Below are 21921 nucleotides of genomic sequence, written 5' to 3' on the forward strand. Positions count from 1 at the left end.
TAATGGAATAGAGAGGGCTTGATGTTAAAACTCAGAGGGCATCATCTTATATGTCTTCATTTCTTTAGTGGAGAGGGCTATGATGACTCTTTTGTTGAAAATCTCAAGAATGTTCTGAAAAGGGCAGAAGATGAGGAGATAGAGGTCTGTCATGGAGCAGACGATGTATGTAGAAGATGCCCCCATCTAAAAGATTATAAATGTCAATACGATGAACATGCAGATAAAGAGGTAAGAGAGATGGATGAGACAGCATTGAGTCTCCTCAAAGTTAATCCCGACATAAGAGTTAGATGGCAAGAGGTAAAGAAAAAGATTCCAGAGATATTTTCTGAATGGTTTGAAAACTATTGTATGGAATGTGACTGGAAACAGGTGTGTGAGAAGAATCATTTTTATTATGAATTAAAAAGGAGGTAGTCTATGTTTCTCTATCTTATTCAGCATGCAGAGGCAAAGAGGGAAGAGGAAGATTCTTCTCGTCCTCTTTCTGAGAAAGGATGGCAGGACATCAAGAAAGTGGCTTCCTATGCATCCCGACTGAATCTCAAAGTTAGTGAGATAATCCATAGTGGCAAGCTAAGGGCAAAACAGACAGCGGAGGTCTTGGCAGAAAATCTAAAACCAGCCAGAGGCATCAGAGAGACCGATGGACTTGCACCTTTAGATGACCCTAAGATATGGGTAGAACGCCTGAAAGGCGTAACAGATGACACTATGCTTGCAGGCCACCTACCTCATCTCGGGAAACTCGCATCCTTATTACTCTGTGGAGATAAGGATAAAAATATCGTTGCATTTAAAATGGCTGGGATAGTCTGTCTCAAAAGAGACGATGCTGGAGCATGGTCTTTGCAATGGATGCTAACACCTGAAATAGTTCTTTAAAAGGGAGTAGTTATCTATGCCAGGGATTCTTGAGGAAGTAAAAAAGTTAAGAGAAATCTGGGGTGGATTTAGGTCTGCGAGGGTGCTTCTGACTGCGAATAACTACAGGGTATTTGACTACCTCATAAAGCCTTTATCAGTCAGGATACTCTCGAAAAGACTTAATACAGATTTAAGGGCAACTGAGATATTGCTTGATGCACTCACAGGACTTGGTTTTCTAAAGAAAATGAAGGGTAAATATTCAAACTCCCCTATCACATCTAAGTTCATGGTCAGTGGAAGCCCTTATTATCAGGGTGATATTATCAGGCATGCGGATACATTGTGGCAGAACTGGTCAGGACTTGATGAGGTTTTAAAGACAGGAAAACCCAATCGTAAGACATTTGACCATGGGTCATTTATCCTCGGCATGCATAACATTGCATCTTTAAAGGCAAAGGATGTGATGAAGATGATTGGGTTAAAAGGGGTTAAGACTGCACTTGATCTTGGCGGAGGACCAGGCACATATTCAATCGAGATGGCAAAGAGAGGTGTAAATGTAACACTTTTTGATTTCCCTGAGACCATCGAGATTGCAAAGAGGGTCATAAGTAACCCCTCCTTTTTCCTCCCCTTATTTAAGGGGAGGATAGGTGGGGTTAAAGGGGGTGAGGGGGAATTTGAAAGGTCTTTTCGTGGAAAAATAAGCTTTATTCAAGGTGATTTTTTAGTGGATGATTTCGGCTGTGGTTACGATCTTATCTTTATAAGCCAAGTCTTTCATGCATATTCAGAGAGGGATAACCTTCAGTTATTGAGAAAATGTAGAAAGGCATTGAATGATGGTGGGAGGATAGTTATTCAGGATTTTTATATTTCAAAGGACAGAACACATCCTGCACAGAGTGCCCTTTTTTCTGTAAATATGCTTGTTAATACAGAAGGTGGAAGATGCTATTCAGCTGGTGAGATAAAAAGATGGCTTTTGAGGATAGGGTTGAAAGATATAAAAGAGGATTTTATTGACGATTCGGTTTTGATTGAAGGGGTTATGAAATAGTAGTTTTAAGGAGAAACATATGCAAAATATACAGATCTCAAAAATTAATACAATATCAAATTTGCCTCAAATTACCTCACTTTTACTACCTGAAGGCTATGAATTATTACCCAACACTTCAGAACTTTTTGAATTAGAGTTTGCCTTCTATGAATACAAGTTTCTTACTAAAAGTGACATCATTCAAAGAGGAGCATTTTTCAAGAGTGTGGATGGAAAGCCTACCAATCATTATATGATTTGTTCTAACAATAGCCATCTCATCTGGGAAGGAAGATCTGAAATAACCAAATCATACTTTAAAGAAGGAAACTATTCTACAGGTTATGCTACACATGGACTTTTCCCCTACAGGGGCAAATTTCATCCGCAATTAATTAAAGGCGTATTGAATATTCTCAAGATTCAGCCAGGGGATGTTGTTCTTGACCCGATGTGTGGAAGTGGAACGCTAAATGTGGAAGCCAGCATAATAGGTATTGATTCTATCGGTATTGAGAAAAGCCCATTCTGTGTATTGATGAGCAAGGTTAAATATGAGGCGTTAAAGACAAACAAAAATTTATTATCTACAGCATTCAACAATATGAGTAATTATTACAAGATGCTAATACAAAATAAGACATTGCCCCAAGAATTTGATTTTAAAAATGGTTTTGATACAGAAAAGGCCATTACTTTACTTGCTTTTTTAGACGCTATGGGTTATTCAAGAAGATGTTCAAAAAATATAGATATCCTTTTTCCCTCTGTTTTAAAAAGATATGTAGAGCAGATAGGCTCTTTTCTTCAAGCAAGAGATAAACTTAACCTTTGCATTAATGAAGCAAAGTTTGAAATTGGTGATGCAATAAATCTTCCCTTAGAGGATAGTTCAATAGATGCTATCATTACTTCCCCTCCATATTCTTTTGCCATAGATTATGCAGAAAATGATCGGCCACAATTGGAATATTTAGGATATAATGTTCATAAACTTAAAGATGAAATGATTGGTCTAAAAGGAAAGACCAGAAAAGAAAAACTTGCTAATTATTTTGATGATATGAATAAGGTTTTATCGGAGATGTCACGGGTCTTGAAAGTTGGGAAATATGCAGTAATTATAATTGGCTCAAATGATATTCAGACAGGTGGAATAAGGCTTGAGACAAAAGTTGAAGAAATGGCACTGAAAAATGGCTTTGTTATTGACCAGAAAATTGTTAAACCTATAAAAGGTATTCAGAATACAATGAAGGATGAGTATATTTTGTTTTTGAGGAAGGCTAAATGACCATGCATTATCCATCATTAGAAGAAAAATTTAATACTGTAATCTCAAATAACACTTTCTATTTTCAAAATGTAGAGTATGAACAATACTATGAGGGGCATATTTCTTCGATTGCTCAGAATATTTTTCTCCTTAAAAACAGGATAGAAAGAGAAGGGCTAAAGGAGTCTGTTTTGCTTGAACATATTACCGAAATAGAAGATGGGATTGAAGCAATTCTTACAATAACTGGATTCTCTCAGGAAAGCCTGCAACGAATTGTGTCTTTTGTTAGAGCTAAAGGAGATCCAGCCTTATCAAAGCTTGTAAACAAAGAGTTTTGGGCTCCTGAGACCATAATTTCTAATGATTTTAGAGAATGGAATTTTGATAAAATTAAAAGACTGATAAAAGAAAATAAAAAATTTGCCGAAGGTATTGTGAATTTATTCTTCAAGGGTTTGACCATCCCAATAATAAAACAAATTATTCCTCTTTTTGAATTCAAGAAACTTGATATAAACAAGTTCAGTTTCTCAATAGCATCACTTGTAGATACCATAATAAGGTACAAGACAAAAGGCGCTTATAAGGCTGCCAAAGAATGTAATCCTGAGATTGTAATAGAGCAGATTCTTACAGAAAACAAATTAGCTTTTGAAAAAGGAAAGTTCAGGATTCCAGAGGCAGGCAACATTCCGAGAACAATGGATTTTATAATTCCTGACAAGGTGTCTCCAAAGTTGATAATTGAGTGTTCGTATTCCGTTACAACTGCTTCAGGGATGGGAGATAAAGCAAAGACAGAAAATACGGTTGCCGAGTATTTGAAGAAGAATTATCCAAATGTAATTTTTGTTGGTTTTGTGGATGGAATTGGCTGGTGGGTGAGAAGGGGTGACCTGAGACGCATGGTTGAGGCTTATGATTTTGTTTTTACCTTCAGTAAAGATGAACTTGACAGGTTTAAAGGTCTTCTATTGGAGGTCTTTTATGGATAATAGAAAAAATTTTTTTGAGAACTTGGTAAATAAAGTTATTCAAGGAGATTGTTTAAAAGTTATGCAGAAAATACCAGATGATAGTATTGATGTTACCTTTGCTGACCCTCCCTTTAATCTAAAAAAGAAATATAACAGCTATTATGATAAACATGAAGTTGACGAGTATCTTTCCTGGTGCAAAGAATGGCTATATGAGATGGTTCGTATCACCAGGCCTACAGGTTCAATTTTTGTTCACAATATTCCAAAATGGCTGATCTATTTCGGCTCATATTTGAACGAAATTGCTCTCTTTCGGCACTGGATTGCTTGGGATGCCATGGGTCCGCCGCTTGGCAGGACGCTTCTACCTAATCATTATGGAATCTTATATTATGTTAAATCTGATAAATTCAAATTTTATGATATCAGAATGTTCCATAAGCGTTGTAGAGTTTGCCATTATGTCTTACAGGACTATGGTGGTAAAAAAAGCCAGATGCACCCATTTGGACCGCTTGTATCCGATGTATGGACTGATATTCACAGAATCAGGCATAAAATAAGGAGGGATGAGCATCCATGCCAATTACCATTACATCTTCTGGAAAGATTATTGCTCATGAGCAGTGATGAAGGAGATATTGTGCTTGATCCATTTATTGGAACGGGGACAACTGCAATTGCAGCTAAAAAATTAGGAAGAAAGTTTATAGGTATTGATATTGACCCAAGGTATGTAGAAATATCGAATAGAAAGTTAGAACAAGCAGTGCCGACAGTAATAAATGGATGTTATGTTAGTATTTTTCTCGATGACATAATAACAATAAGAAACAGGGATTGGGACAAGATTAAAGATGCTTTCATTATTCCACAGGACCCTTTGGAATTAGAAAAGAGAGAAATCTGTTTGTTTCATAAAAATATAAAAACAATAAAAGAAGTGGCAGGAAGAATACAGAGCAACTTATTTATATAATTCTTCACAGCAATTAAAAGAAAGCTTTAATGCATCCAATAAAACTTATTAAAGAAAAACGTAAAACCCATGTTCTCAAGCCCCCTGCCTTCGGGTGTTTCAGGCGTCTGCCTGCTGTAAACATCACGAGGGGTTGTGCACATTCCTGTGTCTATTGTTATGCAAGAGGGTTTTCTGATGCACCTCCAAAAGGAAAGGTTCATCTGTACGAAAATCTCCCTGAGTTATTAGAAAGAGAACTTGAGAGAAAGGCAAAGAGGGGGAGATTCCCCGAATGGGTTACTTTCAGCACTGCGTCAGACGCATTTCAGGGAATCGATGAGGTTATGGATATAACATATAGCGCTATGAAAATGCTCCTCGAGAGAGGTATAGGCATATCATTTCTCACGAAGGGAGTTGTGCCAAGAGAGACGATAGATCTCCTCAGAAAATATCCCACAAAGGTCAAGGCAAGGATAGGCGTTGTCTCTTTCAGTGAGGATTACAGAAGGCTTTTTGAGCCATTCTCTGCACCTGTAATAAGGAGACTTGCTGTCCTCCATGAGCTCATAGAGGCAGGTATTGATGTATCTGTGAGGATTGACCCTATAATACCAAAAGTCTCAGGCTCTGAGGAATGGGCTGAACATCTGATAAAGAGATTAAAGGTAGCAGGTGTTAAAAATATCTCCATAAGTCATCTCGTGATGCGGTTATCAATTATGAATCATCTTATGAAGGAACTTCCCGTAAAACTGGCAAGGGATTTGCTCAGGCTTTATGACGGTCAACCTTGGCAGAGGGTAATCACCTCTGCCAGAACGAGACTCCTACCAAAGGAGCTGAGATTGTCCCAATACAATATGATAAAAGATATCTCAAAGAGATATGGCGTAGAGTGTTACATCTGTGGATGCAAAAACCCTGATCTACCATGGGAATTCTGTAATCCATGGGTCGAGAAAGAGGTTAGCCCCCAGTTGTGTTTATTTGAAAGGGAATTACCATGCGTCTTGGAATCTTAGGTGGAACTTTTAATCCGATACATTACGGTCATCTCAGACCTGCAGAGGAGATAAGGGAGAGGCTCGTGCTTGATAAGGTGCTTTTTATTCCCTCGGCGAGACCACCTCATAAAGGTAGTGTTCTTGTAAAGCCTGAGCACCGTTTGAGGATGGTAGAGATAGCAATAAAAGGAAATCCACACTTTGAGGTCTCTTCAGTCGAACTTGAGAGAAAGGAGAAATCATATACAGTAAAGACCCTTGAAGAACTGCTTGAAGAATATGGTAAAGAGATGGATTTTTTCTTTATCCTCGGTATAGATTCATTTCTCGAACTACCGACATGGATGGAACCCGAGAGGCTATTTACACTAACGAACTTTGTGATAACATCCAGACCTCCCCTGGAGTTTTATGCGCTCAAGGAATCGCCCTATCTCAAGGATATCAGTAAATCTCCACTGCGAGAGATTGACGAAGGGAAAATATTGAGTCATTCTATTAAACTCGGGACAGGCAAGAGGGTATATATGGAAAGGGTATCGATGCTTGAAATATCCTCTACAGAGATAAGAAGATATATTAATGTCCGAAAAAGCATTAAATATCTCTTGCCAGAAGAGGTAGAGTTGTATATAATTGCAGAAAATCTCTATAAATAAGTTCAGTGATTTAGTGATACATGTTTCAAGAGTTAATTCATTATATTACTAACTCACTGTAGTTTTCTGTTTTTCTGGAGGTTGGTTGGAAATAGACTCATTGGAAATAGACTCAAAAGATAAAGCGGTATTGTCAGCCACAGTTGCCGAGGGTAAGAAAGCAAAAGATGTAATAATACTTAATATACATGGACTTACCACGATTGCTGATTATTTCTTGATATGTTCTGGAGAAAGCACAAGGCAGGTAAAGGCGATTGCAGATGCAATTGAAGAGGCTCTTTCAAAGAAAAGGAGTTTTCCCTCTCATATAGAGGGACTTAAGGAGGCAAAGTGGGTTCTTATGGATTATGGTGACCTTATAGTTCATATATTTGATCGTGAGACTCGTCATTATTATGAACTTGAAAGACTATGGGGGGATGCCTCTCTTGTAGAGATACAGGATACGAGGAAGAGAGGTTAACACAATGGCACGGTTTATATTCTTTCTTTTTATATTGGTGCTGGTTGTTATAGGGTATATGGCTAATATAAACAGAGATACCGTTGTTGTTAACCTTACACCAAAGTTATCTTATGAGATATCAACGATAGGTTTAATAGTGTCGTCTCTTGGACTTGGCGCTCTCCTTGTGGCAATCGTTTTTGCTGTCAGAGATACAAGGCGATATTTCCTCAATTTAAAAGCATCGAGGATCCAGAGACGGGAATCAAGAATACATGAGCTATATTCTAAAGGTACAGATTCTATGCTTGCAAGAAAATATTCAGAGGCAAAGACCTATTTCTCCAGAATACTCGAACAGGATCCACACCATGTAGAATCCCTCTTAAAGCTTGGTACCCTGTATTTAAAGGAAGGGAATCTTAAAGAGGCTATCCGTCTTCACCATAAGGCAAGGGATATTGCCAGAGAGAGTATAGAGACATTATTTGCAATTGAGGCGGATTACGAAGATGCAAATCGCTGGGAGGATGCCATTGAAATCCTTAATGATATACTGAACCTCGATGATTGCAATATAACTGCACTTTATAAAATGAGGGATATCTATCAGAGACTCGGCAGGTGGGAAGAGGCAAAAGATACTCAGCATAGAATTGTAAGGAGATGTAAACTTCCTGAGGACGAAAAGGAGACAGAATATCGCCGACTTATAGGCTTTAAATACGAATTCGCAAGGTCACTGCTCGAAGGCGGAGATCGCGAAAAGGCAAAGAGGATATTCAAAGCGATATTAAGACTCGATAAAGACTTCATTCCTGCATATTTAGGACTTAGTGAGATATATTTGCTGGATGGAGATGAATCAGATGCCATATCTCTCTGGGAAAGGGCATATGAACAGACAGCTTCAACAGTAATCCTGCTGAGGATTGAGGACCATTATCTCAATATGGAAGAACCTGAGAAGATAATTGAATTTTACAGGCGCGCACTCTTAAAGGATGCAAAGAACCTTATCCTAAACTTCTTTCTTGGCAAGCTATATTACAGATTAGAGATGATAGATGATGCAGAAGAGATACTTTCTTCGATAGAGGCTGATATCCCTGAATTGCACAAACTTTTAGGAAACATCTACCTGAGGCGCGGTATGCCAGAGATGGCGGTAAATTCATTTAAATCTGCCTTAAGATTCAAGAAGCTTGTGGTTGTGCCATATACATGTTCAAATTGTGGTTATCAATCAGTAAACTGGTCGGGAAGGTGTCCTAATTGTGGCAGATGGAATACCTTTGAGATTACTCTTTCGCCACAAAAACCACAAACGGGGTACCCCAAAAAATCAAATGATTTTTTGGGGGCCTCAATCTATAAGTCATGACCTACAGACCTGTCATCCTTGTTGTCCTTGACGGCTGGGGTAATAACACAAAAATCGAAGGGAATGCAATCGCGCTATCAAATATTCCCTTCTATAATTCAATCCTGAAGTACCCTGTATCTGAGCTTGACGCATCTGGAGAGGCTGTAGGATTGCCAGAAGGTCAGATGGGGAACTCAGAAGTAGGTCACCTCAATCTCGGTGCAGGAAGAATTGTGTATCAAGACTACACGAGGATAAACAGGGCTATAAAAAATAGAGATTTTTTTAATAATGAAGCTCTGCTTTCAGCGATGAGGACATCAAAAGATAATGGTTCTGCTCTTCACCTTATGGGGCTTCTCTCAGATGGTGGGGTGCACAGCCATATAGACCATCTGATAGCTCTCCTTGATATGGCAAAGGAGAATAGTCTCTCTAAGGTATTTGTTCATGCCTTCCTTGATGGAAGAGATACACCGCCATCGAGCGCCTTATCTTTTATCAAAAAGCTCCTCGAACATATGGCAGATGGACGGACAGGGGAAATTGGAACAATCATGGGACGGTATTATGCTATGGATAGAGATAAAAGATGGGAAAGGGTTAAAATGGCTTATGATGCAATAGTGCTCGGAGAAGGAAGGATACGTCGTTTTGAGGATGAGGCAATCGAGTATGGCTACTCACATGGAGAGACGGACGAGTTTATTTTTCCCTCTGTAATCACTACAACGGATGGTAAACCAAGAGGAATAATATCAGATGGTGATGCGGTAATATTCTTCAATTTCAGGGCAGACAGAGCAAGAGAACTTACGAGGGCACTGACCGAAAAGGAGTTCGATGGATTTCAGAGGGGTAATATCCCGAATCTTAGCAGATTTGTAACAATGACCTCATACGATGAGAGATTTACGCATCCTGTAGCGTTCCCTCCAGAGGTGTTATCGAGTATATTTGCTGAGGTCATAAGCAGACATGGACTGAAGCAATTGAGGATCGCAGAGACAGAAAAGTATGCCCATGTTACCTATTTCTTTAATGGCGGTGAAGAGGTTTCTTTTGAGGGAGAAGACAGATGTCTTATACCCTCTCCGAGGAATGTGTCGACTTATGATAAAAAACCTGAGATGAGTGCATTAGAGGTCACAGATGAAGTGGTAAAACGGATAGAATCAAGGCAGTATGATTTTATCTTACTTAATTATGCCAATCCTGATATGGTAGGGCACACAGGCTCACTACAGGCAGCAATAGCAGCATGTGAGGCAATAGATAAGTGTTTACAAAGGGTAGTTACTGCGGTAGAAAATATTGGGGGGATTGCAATAATTACATCCGATCATGGAAACTGCGAGGAAATGATTGATAAAATAACCGGTGAACCCCATACCGCACATACCACAAATCCTGTGCCATTCATCCTGCTTAAAAAGGGGGTGCGATTGAGGGGAAAGGGCATCTTAGCAGATGTTGCACCTACTATACTTGAGATTATGGGGCTTGATAAACCATTAGAGATGAGTGGGGAATCTCTGATAATGAGGATTAAGGGGTAAGGATTAAGCGGCAAGGATGGGAGGATTAAAGATTTTTTATAGGATGCTTGATTTCCTATATCCAAGGTATTGTTCTCTCTGTGGCAGATCTATGAAAGATACTCAAGGTTTATGCAAAGAATGTCTGGACTCCATAAAGGTGTTTTCACCACCGACATGCCCTCGCTGCGGGATACCATTTTCATCAAAGGAGACGCTGAGTAAGAGTCCACAACATATCTGTGGTGAATGCAGGGTTTCTCCACCACCCTTTGATATCGCTTATTCTGTTGGTCCATACGAAGGAACTATGGCAGAGGCGATCCATAAGTTCAAATATAGTAAAAAAAGAAGCCTTGGCAGTATCCTTGGTGGATTATTATATGAATATCTGAGCAGTTCTCCTTTCTCTTCACTTTTCACTTTTCACTCTTCACTGTTATTAGTCCCTGTGCCACTTCACCCAGAAAGATTGAGGGAAAGAGAGTTCAATCAATCCACACTCCTGGCAAAGGAGTTAAGCAAAGGACTCTCAATACCTATGATGATAGATAATCTCTTCAGGATTCGCAATACAAGAGCACAGATAGGACTTGAAGTAGATGAAAGAAAAAGGAATATGAAGGGTGCCTTTTCTTTAAAGAAACCTCTTTCAGTGGAAGGGAAGACAGTTCTGCTTATTGATGATGTCTATACAACAGGTTCAACCATTAAAGAATGCACAAGAGTATTAAAAAGGGCAGGTGCAGAAAGCGTGTATGCAGTTACGCTTGCAAGGACAGTATAACCGAATTAGTGCTGAGTGCTGAAGGGATGAAGTATGGAGGTACAATGTTTAAGATCTTAAAGAAGGAAGAGTTATCAGATGCAGTAACCTTATTTGAGATTGATGCGAAAGATATTGCAAAGAAGTCTAAGCCAGGCAATTTTTTAATCCTTAGAATCCATGAAGAAGGAGAGAGGATACCTTTAACTATTGCTGATTTCGATAGGGACAGAGGAACCTTAACTACCGTCTTTCAGAAGGTTGGTAAGACAACCTATCACCTGGGGACATTAAATGAAGGTGATTTTATATCTGATGTCATTGGCCCACTCGGCTTGCCTTCCCATATAGAAAATTTCGGGAAAGTCGTCTGTGTAGGTGGAGGGGTCGGGATTGCACCTATATATCCAATAACAAGAGGATTGAAAGAGGCTGGCAACAAAATTTTTTCAATTATAGGTGTAAGGACAAAAAATCTCCTTTTCTGGGAAGAAAAGATGCGAAATGTATCAGATGAATTAATTGTCACGACAGATGATGGCTCTTATGGCAGGAAGGGAGTTGTAACTGTTCCTCTCGATGAGACCCTGAACAAAGATAAAGTAGATTTAGTAGTTGCTATCGGTCCTGCTATTATGATGAAGTTCGTATGTAAGACAACAGAAAAATACAATGTAAAAACAATAGTTAGTTTAAATTCAATCATGGTTGATGGAACAGGAATGTGTGGTGCTTGTAGGATAGAGGTGGGGGGAGAGACAAAGTTCGCTTGTGTTGATGGTCCTGAATTTGATGGTCACAAGGTTGATTTTGATTTGCTTATGAAAAGACAGCAGATGTATCTTGATGAAGAAAGGATAGCCATGGAAAGGCATATGGAAAGGTATAGAGAAAAAGTAGGGATTTAATATGGAAGAGAAGAAAGAGGAGAAAAAACCAAAAAATAGAGTAAATATGAGAGAGCAAGACTCTCTTATAAGAGTCAGGAATTTTGATGAGGTTCCTTATGGATATTCTCCTGAAGAGGCAGTCGAGGAGGCAGTCAGATGTTTACAATGCAAGAGACCTGCCTGTAAAGATGGCTGCCCTGTGGAGGTGGATATACCTGGATTTATAACTCTGATTAAAGAGGGGGAATTCTTAGAGGCATGCTATAAGGTTAAGGAAAAAAATGCATTGCCTGCCGTCTGTGGAAGGGTCTGCCCTCAGGAGATTCAATGTGAGACTTTATGTATTGTAGGGAAAAAGGGTGAGCCTGTTGCAATTGGGAATCTGGAAAGATTTGTTGCCGATTACGAGGCAGAGAAAGGCGAGATTAAGATTCCTGAGAGACCAAAGACTACCGGTAGAAAAGTAGCCATAATAGGTTCAGGACCTGGTGGTTTAACCTGTGCAGCTGACCTTGCAAAGTCTGGGCATGAGGTTACCATATTTGAGGCGTTACACAAACCAGGTGGGGTATTAATCTATGGCATACCAGAATTCAGACTTCCAAAGGTAATCGTGGAAAGGGAGGTTGAATATATAAAAAAGTTAGGGGTTGAAATCGTACTTGATGCAGTGATTGGAAAACTCTATACGGTTGATGAGTTATTAAATGATCAACGGTACGATGCCTGTTTTGTTTGTATAGGCGCGGGTTTGCCTATATTTCTGGGAATACCAGGGGAAAATCTAAATGGTGTTTACTCTGCAAATGAATTTTTAACAAGGGCTAATCTCATGAAGGCATATTTCTTTCCTGAATATGATACTCCGATAAAAAGAGGCAAGAAAGCTGCTGTATTTGGCGGTGGAAATGTAGCTATGGATGCAGCAAGAGTAGCCTTAAGACTTGGTGCAGAAAAAGTCTATCTTGTATACAGGCGTTCTGAAGCTGAGATGCCAGCAAGGAAGGCAGAAATCCATCATGCACATGAGGAAGGAATAGAATTTGTACTCTTAACAAATCCTATAAGATTTATTGATGATGGTAAAGGAAATGTCTGTGGGGTTGAATGCATAAGAATGGAGCTGGGGGAACCTGATGAATCAGGCAGGAGAAGACCCATTCCTATAAAGGGCAGTGAATTTCAGATTGAAATAGATGTAGCAATACCTGCAATCGGGACAAGGGCAAATCCGCTATTAACGAAAACTATGCCGGATTTAAAATTGAACAAGAGGGGTTATATTATAGCCGAAGAGGCGACAGGCATGACCTCTAAAAGAGGCGTCTTTGCGGGTGGAGATATAGTTACAGGCGCTGCAACAGTTATCCTGGCTATGGGAGCAGGGAGAAAAGCAGCAAATGCGATTAATGAGTATTTTAAATGGAAATACTGGGACACCAGTAATTTTACAAGAATGGAGAAAATCTTTTATGCAACACTCTGATTATGTCCCTTTACATCTCCATACGGAGTATAGCCTTCTCGATGGAGCCATAAGGATAGACCAGTTATTTGAAAGGGCTGTAGAGTTCAAATTCCCTGCAGTTGCAATAACAGACCATGGAAATCTTTTTGGTGTAATTGAATTTTACAGAAAGGCTGTAAGAGCGGGGATAAAACCTATTATTGGTTGTGAGGTCTATATAGCCCCGGAAAGTAGATTTGAAAAGAATACTCATGGGATATCTGAGGCATCTTACCATCTCATCTTGCTTGCATCAAACAACGATGCTTACAAGAACCTCATGAAACTCGTAAGCATCGGCTATCTTGAAGGTTTTTATTACAGACCGAAAATAGACAAAGATGTTCTGTCGCAGCATAGTGGAGGGCTGGTCGGTCTTTCTGCCTGTATGAAAGGAGAGATTCCATTCCTGTTAGAAAAAGGTCAGGCTGATAGTGCTCGAAAGATAGCCCTTGAGTATAAAAGAATCTTTGGTGCAGGGAATTTCTACCTTGAGATACAGGATAATGAGCTTCCTGAACAGAAACGGGTAAATCGCCTTTTAATAGAACTTGGAGAGGAACTTCATATCCCGATTGTAGCCACAGGTGACTGTCATTATCTATACAAAAATGAGGCAAGGGCACACGATATACTATTATGTATACAAACAGGTAAGAATCTGAAGGACACAGATAGACTTCAGTTTGGCTCAGAGGGCTTTTATTTTAAATCGCCAGAAGAGATCAAGGATGCATTTAAAGATATACCTCAGGCTATAAGAAACACAATCGAAATCGCCGAAAAATGTAATGTAGATATTAAATTTGGAGAGGACCACCTGCCTCAATATAATGTTCCTGAGGGCTATAATTCAGATACATATCTTTATGAACTGGCATTCAGGGGTCTCGAGACCCGTTTCTCAGAAATGCAGACAGCAGGTTATCATATAGATACAGAAAAGTACAGGGAAAGGCTGATAGAAGAACTCGATATAATAAAGAAGATGCGATTTCCTGGTTATTTCCTTGTTGTTAACGACTTTGTACAGTATGCAAAGAGTTATAACATCCCTGTTGGACCAGGAAGGGGTTCTGCAGCAGGCAGCCTTGTTGCCTACGCCCTCGGTATTACAGAGATAGACCCTATTAAATATGGCTTACTCTTTGAAAGGTTCCTTAACCCTGAGAGGGTCAGTATGCCTGATATTGATGTTGATTTTTGCATGGATAGACGGGATCAGGTCATTGAATATGTAAGCAGAAAATATGGTAAGGACCATGTTACACAGATAATTACATTTGGTACAATGGCAGCAAGGGGTGTCATCAGAGATGTGGGACGGGTTCTTGAGATTCCATACGCAGAGGTGGATAAGATTGCAAAACTTATACCGAATGTACTGAATATTACTCTCAAAGAGGCATTATCTTCTGAACCACGACTTGCAGAACTCTACGAGGGTAATGATAAGGTCAGGGAATTAATCGATATCGCTATGTCACTTGAGGGGTTAGCCCGCCATGCATCAACGCACGCCGCTGGTGTAGTAATCTCACGGGAGCCACTCACAGAATATATGCCACTTTATAAAAACCCGAATGAAGATGTAATCACAAGCCAGTATGATATGTCCGCTATAGAGAAAATAGGGTTGGTAAAGTTTGATTTTCTGGGACTTAAAACCCTTACAGTTATTGATATGGCTGAGAGGTTGATAAGAGAGCGAAGTCCTGAGTTGATGGATTTTTCAATTAAGTCTATCCAGATGGATGATGAAAAGACATTTGCGCTACTTTCCTCGGGAAATACCACTGGTATCTTCCAGCTCGAATCCGCAGGTATGAGAGATCTGCTGGCAAAGCTCCATCCAGAAAGATTCGATGATCTGATTGCATTAGTTGCACTTTATAGACCCGGACCATTAGGAAGTGGCATGGTAGATGACTTTATCAAGAGAAAAAGAGGCATAATCCCTATCAAATATGAGCTTCCACTGTTAGAAGATATACTGAAAGAGACTTATGGTGTCATACTTTACCAGGAGCAGGTGATGAGGATAGCAAATACATTGGCAGGGTTTACTCTCGGGGAGGCAGATATACTAAGAAGGGCTATGGGAAAGAAGAAGCCTGAGGAGATGGAAAAACAGAAAAAACGTTTCATCGAGGGCGCAAGGTCACATGGAATCACAGTAAAAAAGGCAGAGAGGATTTTCGACCTTATGGCGTATTTTGCAGGTTATGGTTTCAATAAATCCCACAGTGCTGCCTATGCCCTTATAGCATATCAGACCGCCTATCTAAAGGCTCACTACCCTGTTGAGTTCATGGCTGCACTTCTAAGCAGCGATATGGGAAATACCGACAAGATCGTTAGATTTATAACAGAATGTAAGGAAATGGACATAGATATTCTTCCACCCGATATAAATGAAAGTGGCAAGGATTTTACGGTAGTAGGGAAGGCGATACGATTCGGACTTGCTGCTGTGAAGAATGTAGGAGTTTCGGCAATAGAATCTATCATCTCAGCAAGGGAAAAATCGGGTAGGTTTACATCTCTACTTGACTTCTGTCTTAAGGTTGACCTGCGTAAAGTAAACAGAAAGGTAATCGAATCCTTAATAAAGTGTGGTGCATTTGACTCCTTAGGTATTAAGAGGTCACAACTTTCCATAATGTTAGACTCTGCACTGGATACAGCAAACAAGAGGCAAAAAGACAGGATACAGGGTCAGGTCAGTATATTCGATTTCTCCGAAGGTAAAGAATCAACAGTTGAGTCACTACCTGACATTCCTGAATGGAGTGAACATCAACTCTTATCCTTTGAAAAAGAAACGCTTGGTTTCTATATAACCGGACATCCTCTCAATCGATTTGAAGGTGAATTAAAGAGATTTTCCACTCTGAAGACATCTGATTTACAGGATGTTCCTGATAAAAGTGAAGTCACAATATGTGGTATTGTTACTGCCATAAAAAAGATGACGACCAAGAAAACGGCTGAAAAAATGGCAACCTTTACGATCGAAGATCTCTACGGGACAGCAGAGGTAATTGTTTTTCCAGATCTTTACAGGAGTCATGCCCACTACTTGAGTTCAGATTTTCCGATACTTATAACCGGTGAAATCGATAAGACAGAGAATGGATATAAGATAAAGGCAAAGAAGATAGCCCCCCTTTCAGAGATAAGATCAGAAGACAGAACGTCTCGACTGAGCTCGACGAAGTCACAGAGCACAGAGGACAGAAGACAGAAGACAGAATACAGAGCACAGAAGACAGAAGACAGAACACAGATTACAGATGGGTTTCCCTCTCAGGTTGAACTCAGGATTTACTCAACAGGAATGACAGAGGATGATCTGATTAAACTTAAAGATATATTACTCAAACATAAGGGAAACTGCCCACTTTCCCTGAGGATAATTGCACCAAATCACAATGAATCACTGATCGCTGTGGGCGATTCACTGAAGGTGATTCCTTCAGATTCTATGATCTCAGAGGTAGAAGATCTGCTTGGCAAGGGCACGGTGGCTCTTATATAAGTACAGGAGAAGTCAATGACTCTATATTATTTAAGTTTTGAACAGCCGTTAGCTGATATTGAGAAACGAATAGAAGACCTTAAACGGCTTACCAATGGAAAGAAAGGAGAATATACTCTTGAATTAGAAAGGCTCAGGGAGAGTGCTGATAGGTTGAAAAGGGAAATTTACTCTAATCTGACACCCTGGCAGAAGACCCAGATAGCCCGCCATCCCTATAGGCCATATACACTTGATTACATAAACCTCATTGCAGAAGATTTTATAGAGGTTCACGGTGATAGAGGTTTTTCAGACGACCCTTCTATTGTTACAGGATATGGATGGTTTGAAAAGACGTCAGTTATGTTCATTGGACATCAAAAAGGAAGAGGCACAAGAGAAAGGATATATAGAAACTTCGGGCAACCCCATCCCGAAGGTTATAGAAAAGCATTAAGGATAATGAAATTAGCATCAAAGTTTAAAAAACCGATTATTACCCTCATTGATACCCCTGGGGCTTATCCTGGTATTGGAGCAGAGGAAAGAGGTCAGGGAGAAGCTATAGCAAGGAATCTTTTTGAGATGTCGATGCTGAAGGTACCAATCGTTGTTTGTATAATAGGAGAAGGTGGAAGTGGTGGTGCATTAGCGCTTGGTGTAGGAGATAGGATATTAATGCTTGAGCATGCAATATACTCTGTAATTTCTCCTGAAGGATGTGCAGCAATACTCTGGAAAAAAGAGAATGGTTTTACCCCAGATACATCTGAAATAAACAAGGCTGCGGAATCACTCAAGATAACAGCACAGGACCTCTTACAACTGGGGATTATAGATGAGATAGTTGACGAGCCATTAGGAGGAGCCCATAGAGACATGCAGACATCTGCAAAAAACCTTGCACAGGCAATAAAAAGAAATCTAAAAGAGCTTCTTACTCTCTCTCCGGATGAACTCGTCAACAAAAGATACGAACGACTCAAGAAGATTGGAGCATTTGAGGCTGAGATTTAAGGCAAGTATCTCTATACTTACTCATCCCTGTTCCTGCAGGTATAAGTCGTCCCATAATGACATTTTCCTTGAGCCCCAGCAACTCATCGATAGCCCCGCTGACAGCCGCCTCTGTTAATACCCTTGTAGTTTCCTGAAATGAAGCAGCGGATATAAAGCTGTCTGTAGTCAGAGATGCCTTGGTAATACCTAAAAGTATTGGCTTACCTATAGCAGGCTTTTTGCCTTCCTTGATAGCTCGTTCATTCTCATTGGCAAACTGGAACCTGTCAACCTGCTCCCCGATAAGAAAGTTTGTATCTCCTGGATCTTCTATCTTTACCTTTCTAAGCATCTGTCTGACAATTACCTCTATATGTTTATCGTTAATCGAAACACCCTGCAGCCTGTATACCTGCTGAACCTCGTCAACAAGATACTTTTGAAGATCTTTTGGCCCGAGTACATCAAGGATGTCATGGGGATTTACAGAACCATCCATTAAGGGCTCCCCTGCTTTCACCCAGTCTCCATCATGAACATTTACATGTTTACCCTTTGGTATAAGATATTCTCTCTCATCACCCATGCCATTCTTGATTATTATTCGCCTCATTCCCTTTATAAAGCCTGCATATTCTACAACACCATCTATTTCGCTGATGATTGCCTGTTCCTTTGGTTTCCGTGCCTCAAACAATTCTGCCACTCTCGGGAGTCCTCCTGTTATATCTTTTGTCTTTGTCGTCTCCCTGGGAATCTTTGCAAGCACATCTCCTGGATATACCACATCTCCCCTCTCAACAAGTATGTGTGCGCCAGCAGGAAGCAGATATCTGGCAGGATTATTTGTTAGAGGTATCTTGAGTGTTCTGTTGTGGTCATCTTTTATTGAGACCCTTGGTCTCATGTTTGATGGATAATCTATAATAACCTTTCTTGACAATCCTGTAACCTCGTCCACTTCTTCCTTCATGGTTGTTCCCTCGATTATGTCACCGAGTGCAATCTTTCCTCCCACCTCTGTAAGTATAGGAGAAGAGTAAGGATCCCACTCTACTAACCGTTGTCCAGGTTCAACCTTCTGTCCATCTTCGACCTTTAGTTTTGCACCGTAAAGCACTGAATATTTTTCCTTTTCTCTACCGACCTCATCAACAACTGCGAGACTTCCGTTTCGGTTCATGATAACCCTGTCACCCTCTTTGCTTACGACTGTATTGAGATTTATATATTTAATTTTCCCTGCATTTTTGACTTCAAGTACGGTCTGTTCTACTACTTTGCTTGCTGTACCCCCTATGTGGAATGTTCTCATTGTAAGTTGTGTTCCTGGTTCACCTATAGACTGTGCCGCAATTATTCCTATTGCTTCACCTACCTCTACTATCTTTCCACGAGCCAGGTCCCTTCCATAACACTTTGCACAAACACCCCTCCTTGACTGACATGTAAGCACTGAGCGTATCTTTACCCTGTCTATGCCTGACTCTATTATCTTCTTCTGAATCTTTTCATCTATCTCATGATCCTTCTTTATGATCAGCTCTTTTGTTATCGGATCGCGGATCTCTTCTGATGAAATCCTACCAAGTATCCTCTCTTCAAGTGGTTCTATGATCTCACCACCCTCTACAAGTGAGCTAACATATATGCCGTCAGGTGTGCCACAGTCATTTTCGGTAACGATAACATCCTGTGATACATCCACAAGTCTCCTCGTAAGATACCCGGAATTCGCTGTCTTAAGAGCAGTATCTGCCAATCCCTTTCTCGCACCATGGGTTGATATAAAATACTGCAGGACTGTGAGTCCTTCACGGAAATTTGCTGTAATTGGTGTTTCGATAATCTCACCCGAGGGTTTTGCCATGAGTCCTCTCATCCCTGCTAATTGTCTTATTTGAGCTGTACTGCCTCTTGCACCCGAATCTGCCATCATGAATATACTGTTAAACGAACGCCTCTCTTTAAGTTCTTCTTCTTTTATCTTCTTGCCATCTTCGGCTCCAAGCTCTGCCATCATCTCATCGGCAATCCGCTCTGTAACTTCTGCCCATATGTCTATAACCTTGTTATAGCGTTCACCGTTTGTTATCAAGCCATCGGCATACTGTTTTTGAACTTCTCTAACTTCTTTTTCTGCTTCTCTGATGATATCAGCCTTCCTTAATGGTATATGCATATCATTTATACAGATAGATGTGCCTGACTTTGTTGCATATTCAAATCCTATCTTCTCAACCTTATCGAGCAGAATAACCGTTTCCTTATGCCCTTTTTCTCTGTAAACATAATCTATGAGTTTCGTAATTTCCTTTTTATTCAGTTCTTTATTTACCAGAGAGAAAGGTATCCCTTCCGGAAGAATCTCACTGAATATCACCCTTCCAACAGATGTCTCAACTATCTTTCCATCTATGCGGACTTTTATGGATGCATGCAATTCTACCTTGTTGGCATCATAAGCAATCCTTACCTCTTCAGGGTTAGAGAATACCTTACCTTCGCCGGCGGCGCCCTTCTTTACCTTTGCCATGTAGTAGCATCCCAAGACCATATCCTGAGATGGAATTGCGATAGGCTTTCCATTAGCAGGCGAAAGGATATTGTTTATAGACATCATCAATACTCTTACTTCTATCTGTGCCTCGATAGAAAGAGGGATATGAACTGCCATCTGATCACCATCGAAATCTGCATTGTAGGCAGCGCATACAAGAGGATGTAGTTTTATTGCTTTTCCTTCAACCAGTACTGGATCGAATGCCTGGATACCCAGTCTGTGGAGTGTGGGTGCCCTGTTTAGAAGCACAGGGTGCTCCTTTATCACCTCGTCAAGGACATCCCATACCTCATCCTTTTCAGCCTCTACCATCTTTTTAGCAGCCTTTATTGTGGTAACATAACCTTTTTCTTCGAGCTTATTGAAGATGAATGGCTTAAATAGTTCAAGTGCCATCTTTTTAGGTAATCCACACTGATGTAATTTAAGCTCTGGACCAACTACTATAACCGATCTACCGGAGTAATCAACCCTCTTTCCAAGTAAATTCTGCCGGAATCTTCCCTGCTTACCTTTCAGCATATCACTCAAGGACTTGAGTGGTCTCTTGCTTGCACCGCGAAGTATCCTTCCCCTTCTACCATTATCAAATAGCGCATCTACAGCCTCCTGCAGCATCCTCTTTTCATTTCTAATAATAACAGTTGGCGCCTTGAGCTCTTCAAGCCTCTTAAGCCTGTTATTTCTGTTTATCACTCTCCTGTAAAGGTCGTTAAGGTCAGAGGTTGCAAACCTCCCACCTTCAAGAGGTACAAGGGGTCTCAGTTCTGGTGGAAGTACTGGTATCACATCAAGTATCATCCATTCAGGTTTATTACCAGATTTTCTGAATGCCTCAACTATCCTTAGCCTCTTTGTGAGCTTCTTCTTGGTTGCAAGTGATGTAGTATTGCCAGCCTTTTTTCTCAGGTCTTCGGCTAATCTATCGATGTCAACCTTTTTGAGCAGCTCTTTTATCGCTTCGGCACCTATACCAGCCTTTAATCGATCGCCGTGTTCAGAAAGGAGTTTTCTATATCTGTCTTCGGTTATAAGTTCCTTTTCTTTTAAAGGCGTATCACCTGGGTCAATAATGACATAAGACTCAAAATACAGTATCTTCTCCAGTTGTCTCAGAGTCATATCAAGTAACATCCCTATCCGACTTGGAATTCCTTTAAAAAACCATATATGAGCGACAGGGCTTACAAGCTCTATGTGCCCCAATCTTTCTCTCCTGACTTTTGATTGTATGACTTCGACTCCACATTTATCACAGACAACCCCTCTGTGTTTCATCCTTTTGTATTTCCCGCATAGGCATTCCCAATCCTTGATAGGTCCAAATATCTTTGCACAGAAAAGACCATCGCGCTCTGGCTTCAAGGTGCGATAGTTGATAGTCTCAGGCTTCTTAACCTCTCCATGCGACCATTCTCTTATCTTCTCAGGAGAGGCAATTTTTATCCTGATAGCATCAAACTCTATTAAGTCCTTTGGTTTTTCGAAGATGCTATGTATGTCTTTCAATTTAAACC

At 40.2% G+C, this 21921-nt stretch carries 17 protein-coding genes; 16 read left to right on the forward strand and 1 reads right to left on the reverse strand.

Annotated elements, in window-relative coordinates:
- The first annotated feature begins 21 nt into the window (after positions 1–21).
- The 16 genes from AB1488_03905 to AB1488_03980 all read left to right on the forward strand — a co-directional run bounded on the left by AB1488_03905 (position 22) and on the right by AB1488_03980 (position 17859).
- The gene (locus tag AB1488_03905) at positions 22–420 is read left to right on the forward strand and encodes a DUF1284 domain-containing protein (GenBank protein MEW6409242.1); all 399 of its coding nucleotides are present in this window, start codon (positions 22–24) and stop codon (positions 418–420) included.
- 3 nt (positions 421–423) lie between these two features.
- Entirely contained in the window at positions 424–888 is a 465-nt protein-coding gene (gene sixA, locus AB1488_03910; GenBank protein MEW6409243.1) for a phosphohistidine phosphatase SixA, read from the forward strand.
- Between the two features lie 16 nt (positions 889–904).
- Positions 905–1936 (forward strand): methyltransferase, encoded by a 1032-nt coding sequence (locus AB1488_03915; protein ID MEW6409244.1) that lies wholly within the window; start codon positions 905–907, stop codon positions 1934–1936.
- 19 nt (positions 1937–1955) lie between these two features.
- Positions 1956–3212, forward strand: coding sequence for a DNA methyltransferase (locus AB1488_03920; GenBank protein MEW6409245.1), 1257 nt, complete (start codon positions 1956–1958; stop codon positions 3210–3212).
- Positions 3209–4192, forward strand: a complete 984-nt coding sequence (locus AB1488_03925) for a DpnII family type II restriction endonuclease (GenBank protein MEW6409246.1) — start codon at positions 3209–3211, stop codon at positions 4190–4192. The genes AB1488_03920 and AB1488_03925 overlap by 4 nt, the downstream gene beginning before the upstream one ends.
- Positions 4185–5156, forward strand: coding sequence for a DNA methyltransferase (locus AB1488_03930; GenBank protein MEW6409247.1), 972 nt, complete (start codon positions 4185–4187; stop codon positions 5154–5156). Before AB1488_03925 ends, AB1488_03930 begins: the two co-directional genes overlap by 8 nt.
- 29 nt (positions 5157–5185) lie before the next feature.
- Entirely contained in the window at positions 5186–6163 is a 978-nt protein-coding gene (locus AB1488_03935; GenBank protein ID MEW6409248.1) for a radical SAM protein, read from the forward strand.
- Positions 6145–6804: a nicotinate-nucleotide adenylyltransferase gene (gene nadD / locus AB1488_03940; protein ID MEW6409249.1), complete on the forward strand. Its 660-nt coding sequence runs from the start codon at positions 6145–6147 to the stop codon at positions 6802–6804. The genes AB1488_03935 and nadD overlap by 19 nt, the downstream gene beginning before the upstream one ends.
- Before the next feature lie 85 nt (positions 6805–6889).
- On the forward strand, positions 6890–7270 hold the full coding sequence (gene rsfS, locus AB1488_03945) for a ribosome silencing factor (protein ID MEW6409250.1): 381 nt from the start codon (positions 6890–6892) through the stop codon (positions 7268–7270).
- Between the two features lie 4 nt (positions 7271–7274).
- A complete protein-coding gene (locus AB1488_03950) occupies positions 7275–8636 on the forward strand; it encodes a tetratricopeptide repeat protein (protein MEW6409251.1) in 1362 nt (453 codons plus the stop codon).
- The gene (gene gpmI, locus AB1488_03955) at positions 8633–10177 is read left to right on the forward strand and encodes a 2,3-bisphosphoglycerate-independent phosphoglycerate mutase (GenBank protein ID MEW6409252.1); all 1545 of its coding nucleotides are present in this window, start codon (positions 8633–8635) and stop codon (positions 10175–10177) included. Before AB1488_03950 ends, gpmI begins: the two co-directional genes overlap by 4 nt.
- A gap of 43 nt (positions 10178–10220) precedes the next feature.
- Positions 10221–10943: a ComF family protein gene (locus tag AB1488_03960; protein ID MEW6409253.1), complete on the forward strand. Its 723-nt coding sequence runs from the start codon at positions 10221–10223 to the stop codon at positions 10941–10943.
- A gap of 44 nt (positions 10944–10987) precedes the next feature.
- Complete coding sequence (locus AB1488_03965) at positions 10988–11830, forward strand: sulfide/dihydroorotate dehydrogenase-like FAD/NAD-binding protein (protein MEW6409254.1); 843 nt, start codon at positions 10988–10990, stop codon at positions 11828–11830.
- A gap of 1 nt (position 11831) precedes the next feature.
- Positions 11832–13298 carry an NADPH-dependent glutamate synthase gene (gltA, locus tag AB1488_03970; GenBank protein MEW6409255.1) on the forward strand — a complete coding sequence of 489 codons (1467 nt, stop codon included), beginning with the start codon at positions 11832–11834 and terminating at the stop codon, positions 13296–13298.
- Positions 13285–16860 (forward strand): DNA polymerase III subunit alpha, encoded by a 3576-nt coding sequence (locus tag AB1488_03975; GenBank protein ID MEW6409256.1) that lies wholly within the window; start codon positions 13285–13287, stop codon positions 16858–16860. The genes gltA and AB1488_03975 overlap by 14 nt, the downstream gene beginning before the upstream one ends.
- Positions 16861–16875: 15 nt before the next feature.
- Positions 16876–17859, forward strand: a complete 984-nt coding sequence (locus AB1488_03980) for an acetyl-CoA carboxylase carboxyltransferase subunit alpha (GenBank protein MEW6409257.1) — start codon at positions 16876–16878, stop codon at positions 17857–17859.
- Here AB1488_03980 and rpoC read toward each other — a convergent pair.
- On the reverse strand, positions 17825–21913 hold the full coding sequence (gene rpoC, locus AB1488_03985) for a DNA-directed RNA polymerase subunit beta' (protein ID MEW6409258.1): 4089 nt from the start codon (positions 21911–21913) through the stop codon (positions 17825–17827). The genes AB1488_03980 and rpoC overlap by 35 nt on opposite strands.
- Between the last annotated feature and the right edge of the window lie 8 nt (positions 21914–21921).

The sequence above is a fragment of the Nitrospirota bacterium genome (assembly GCA_040756155.1).
Taxonomy (GTDB): domain Bacteria; phylum Nitrospirota; class Thermodesulfovibrionia; order JACRGW01; family JBFLZU01; genus JBFLZU01.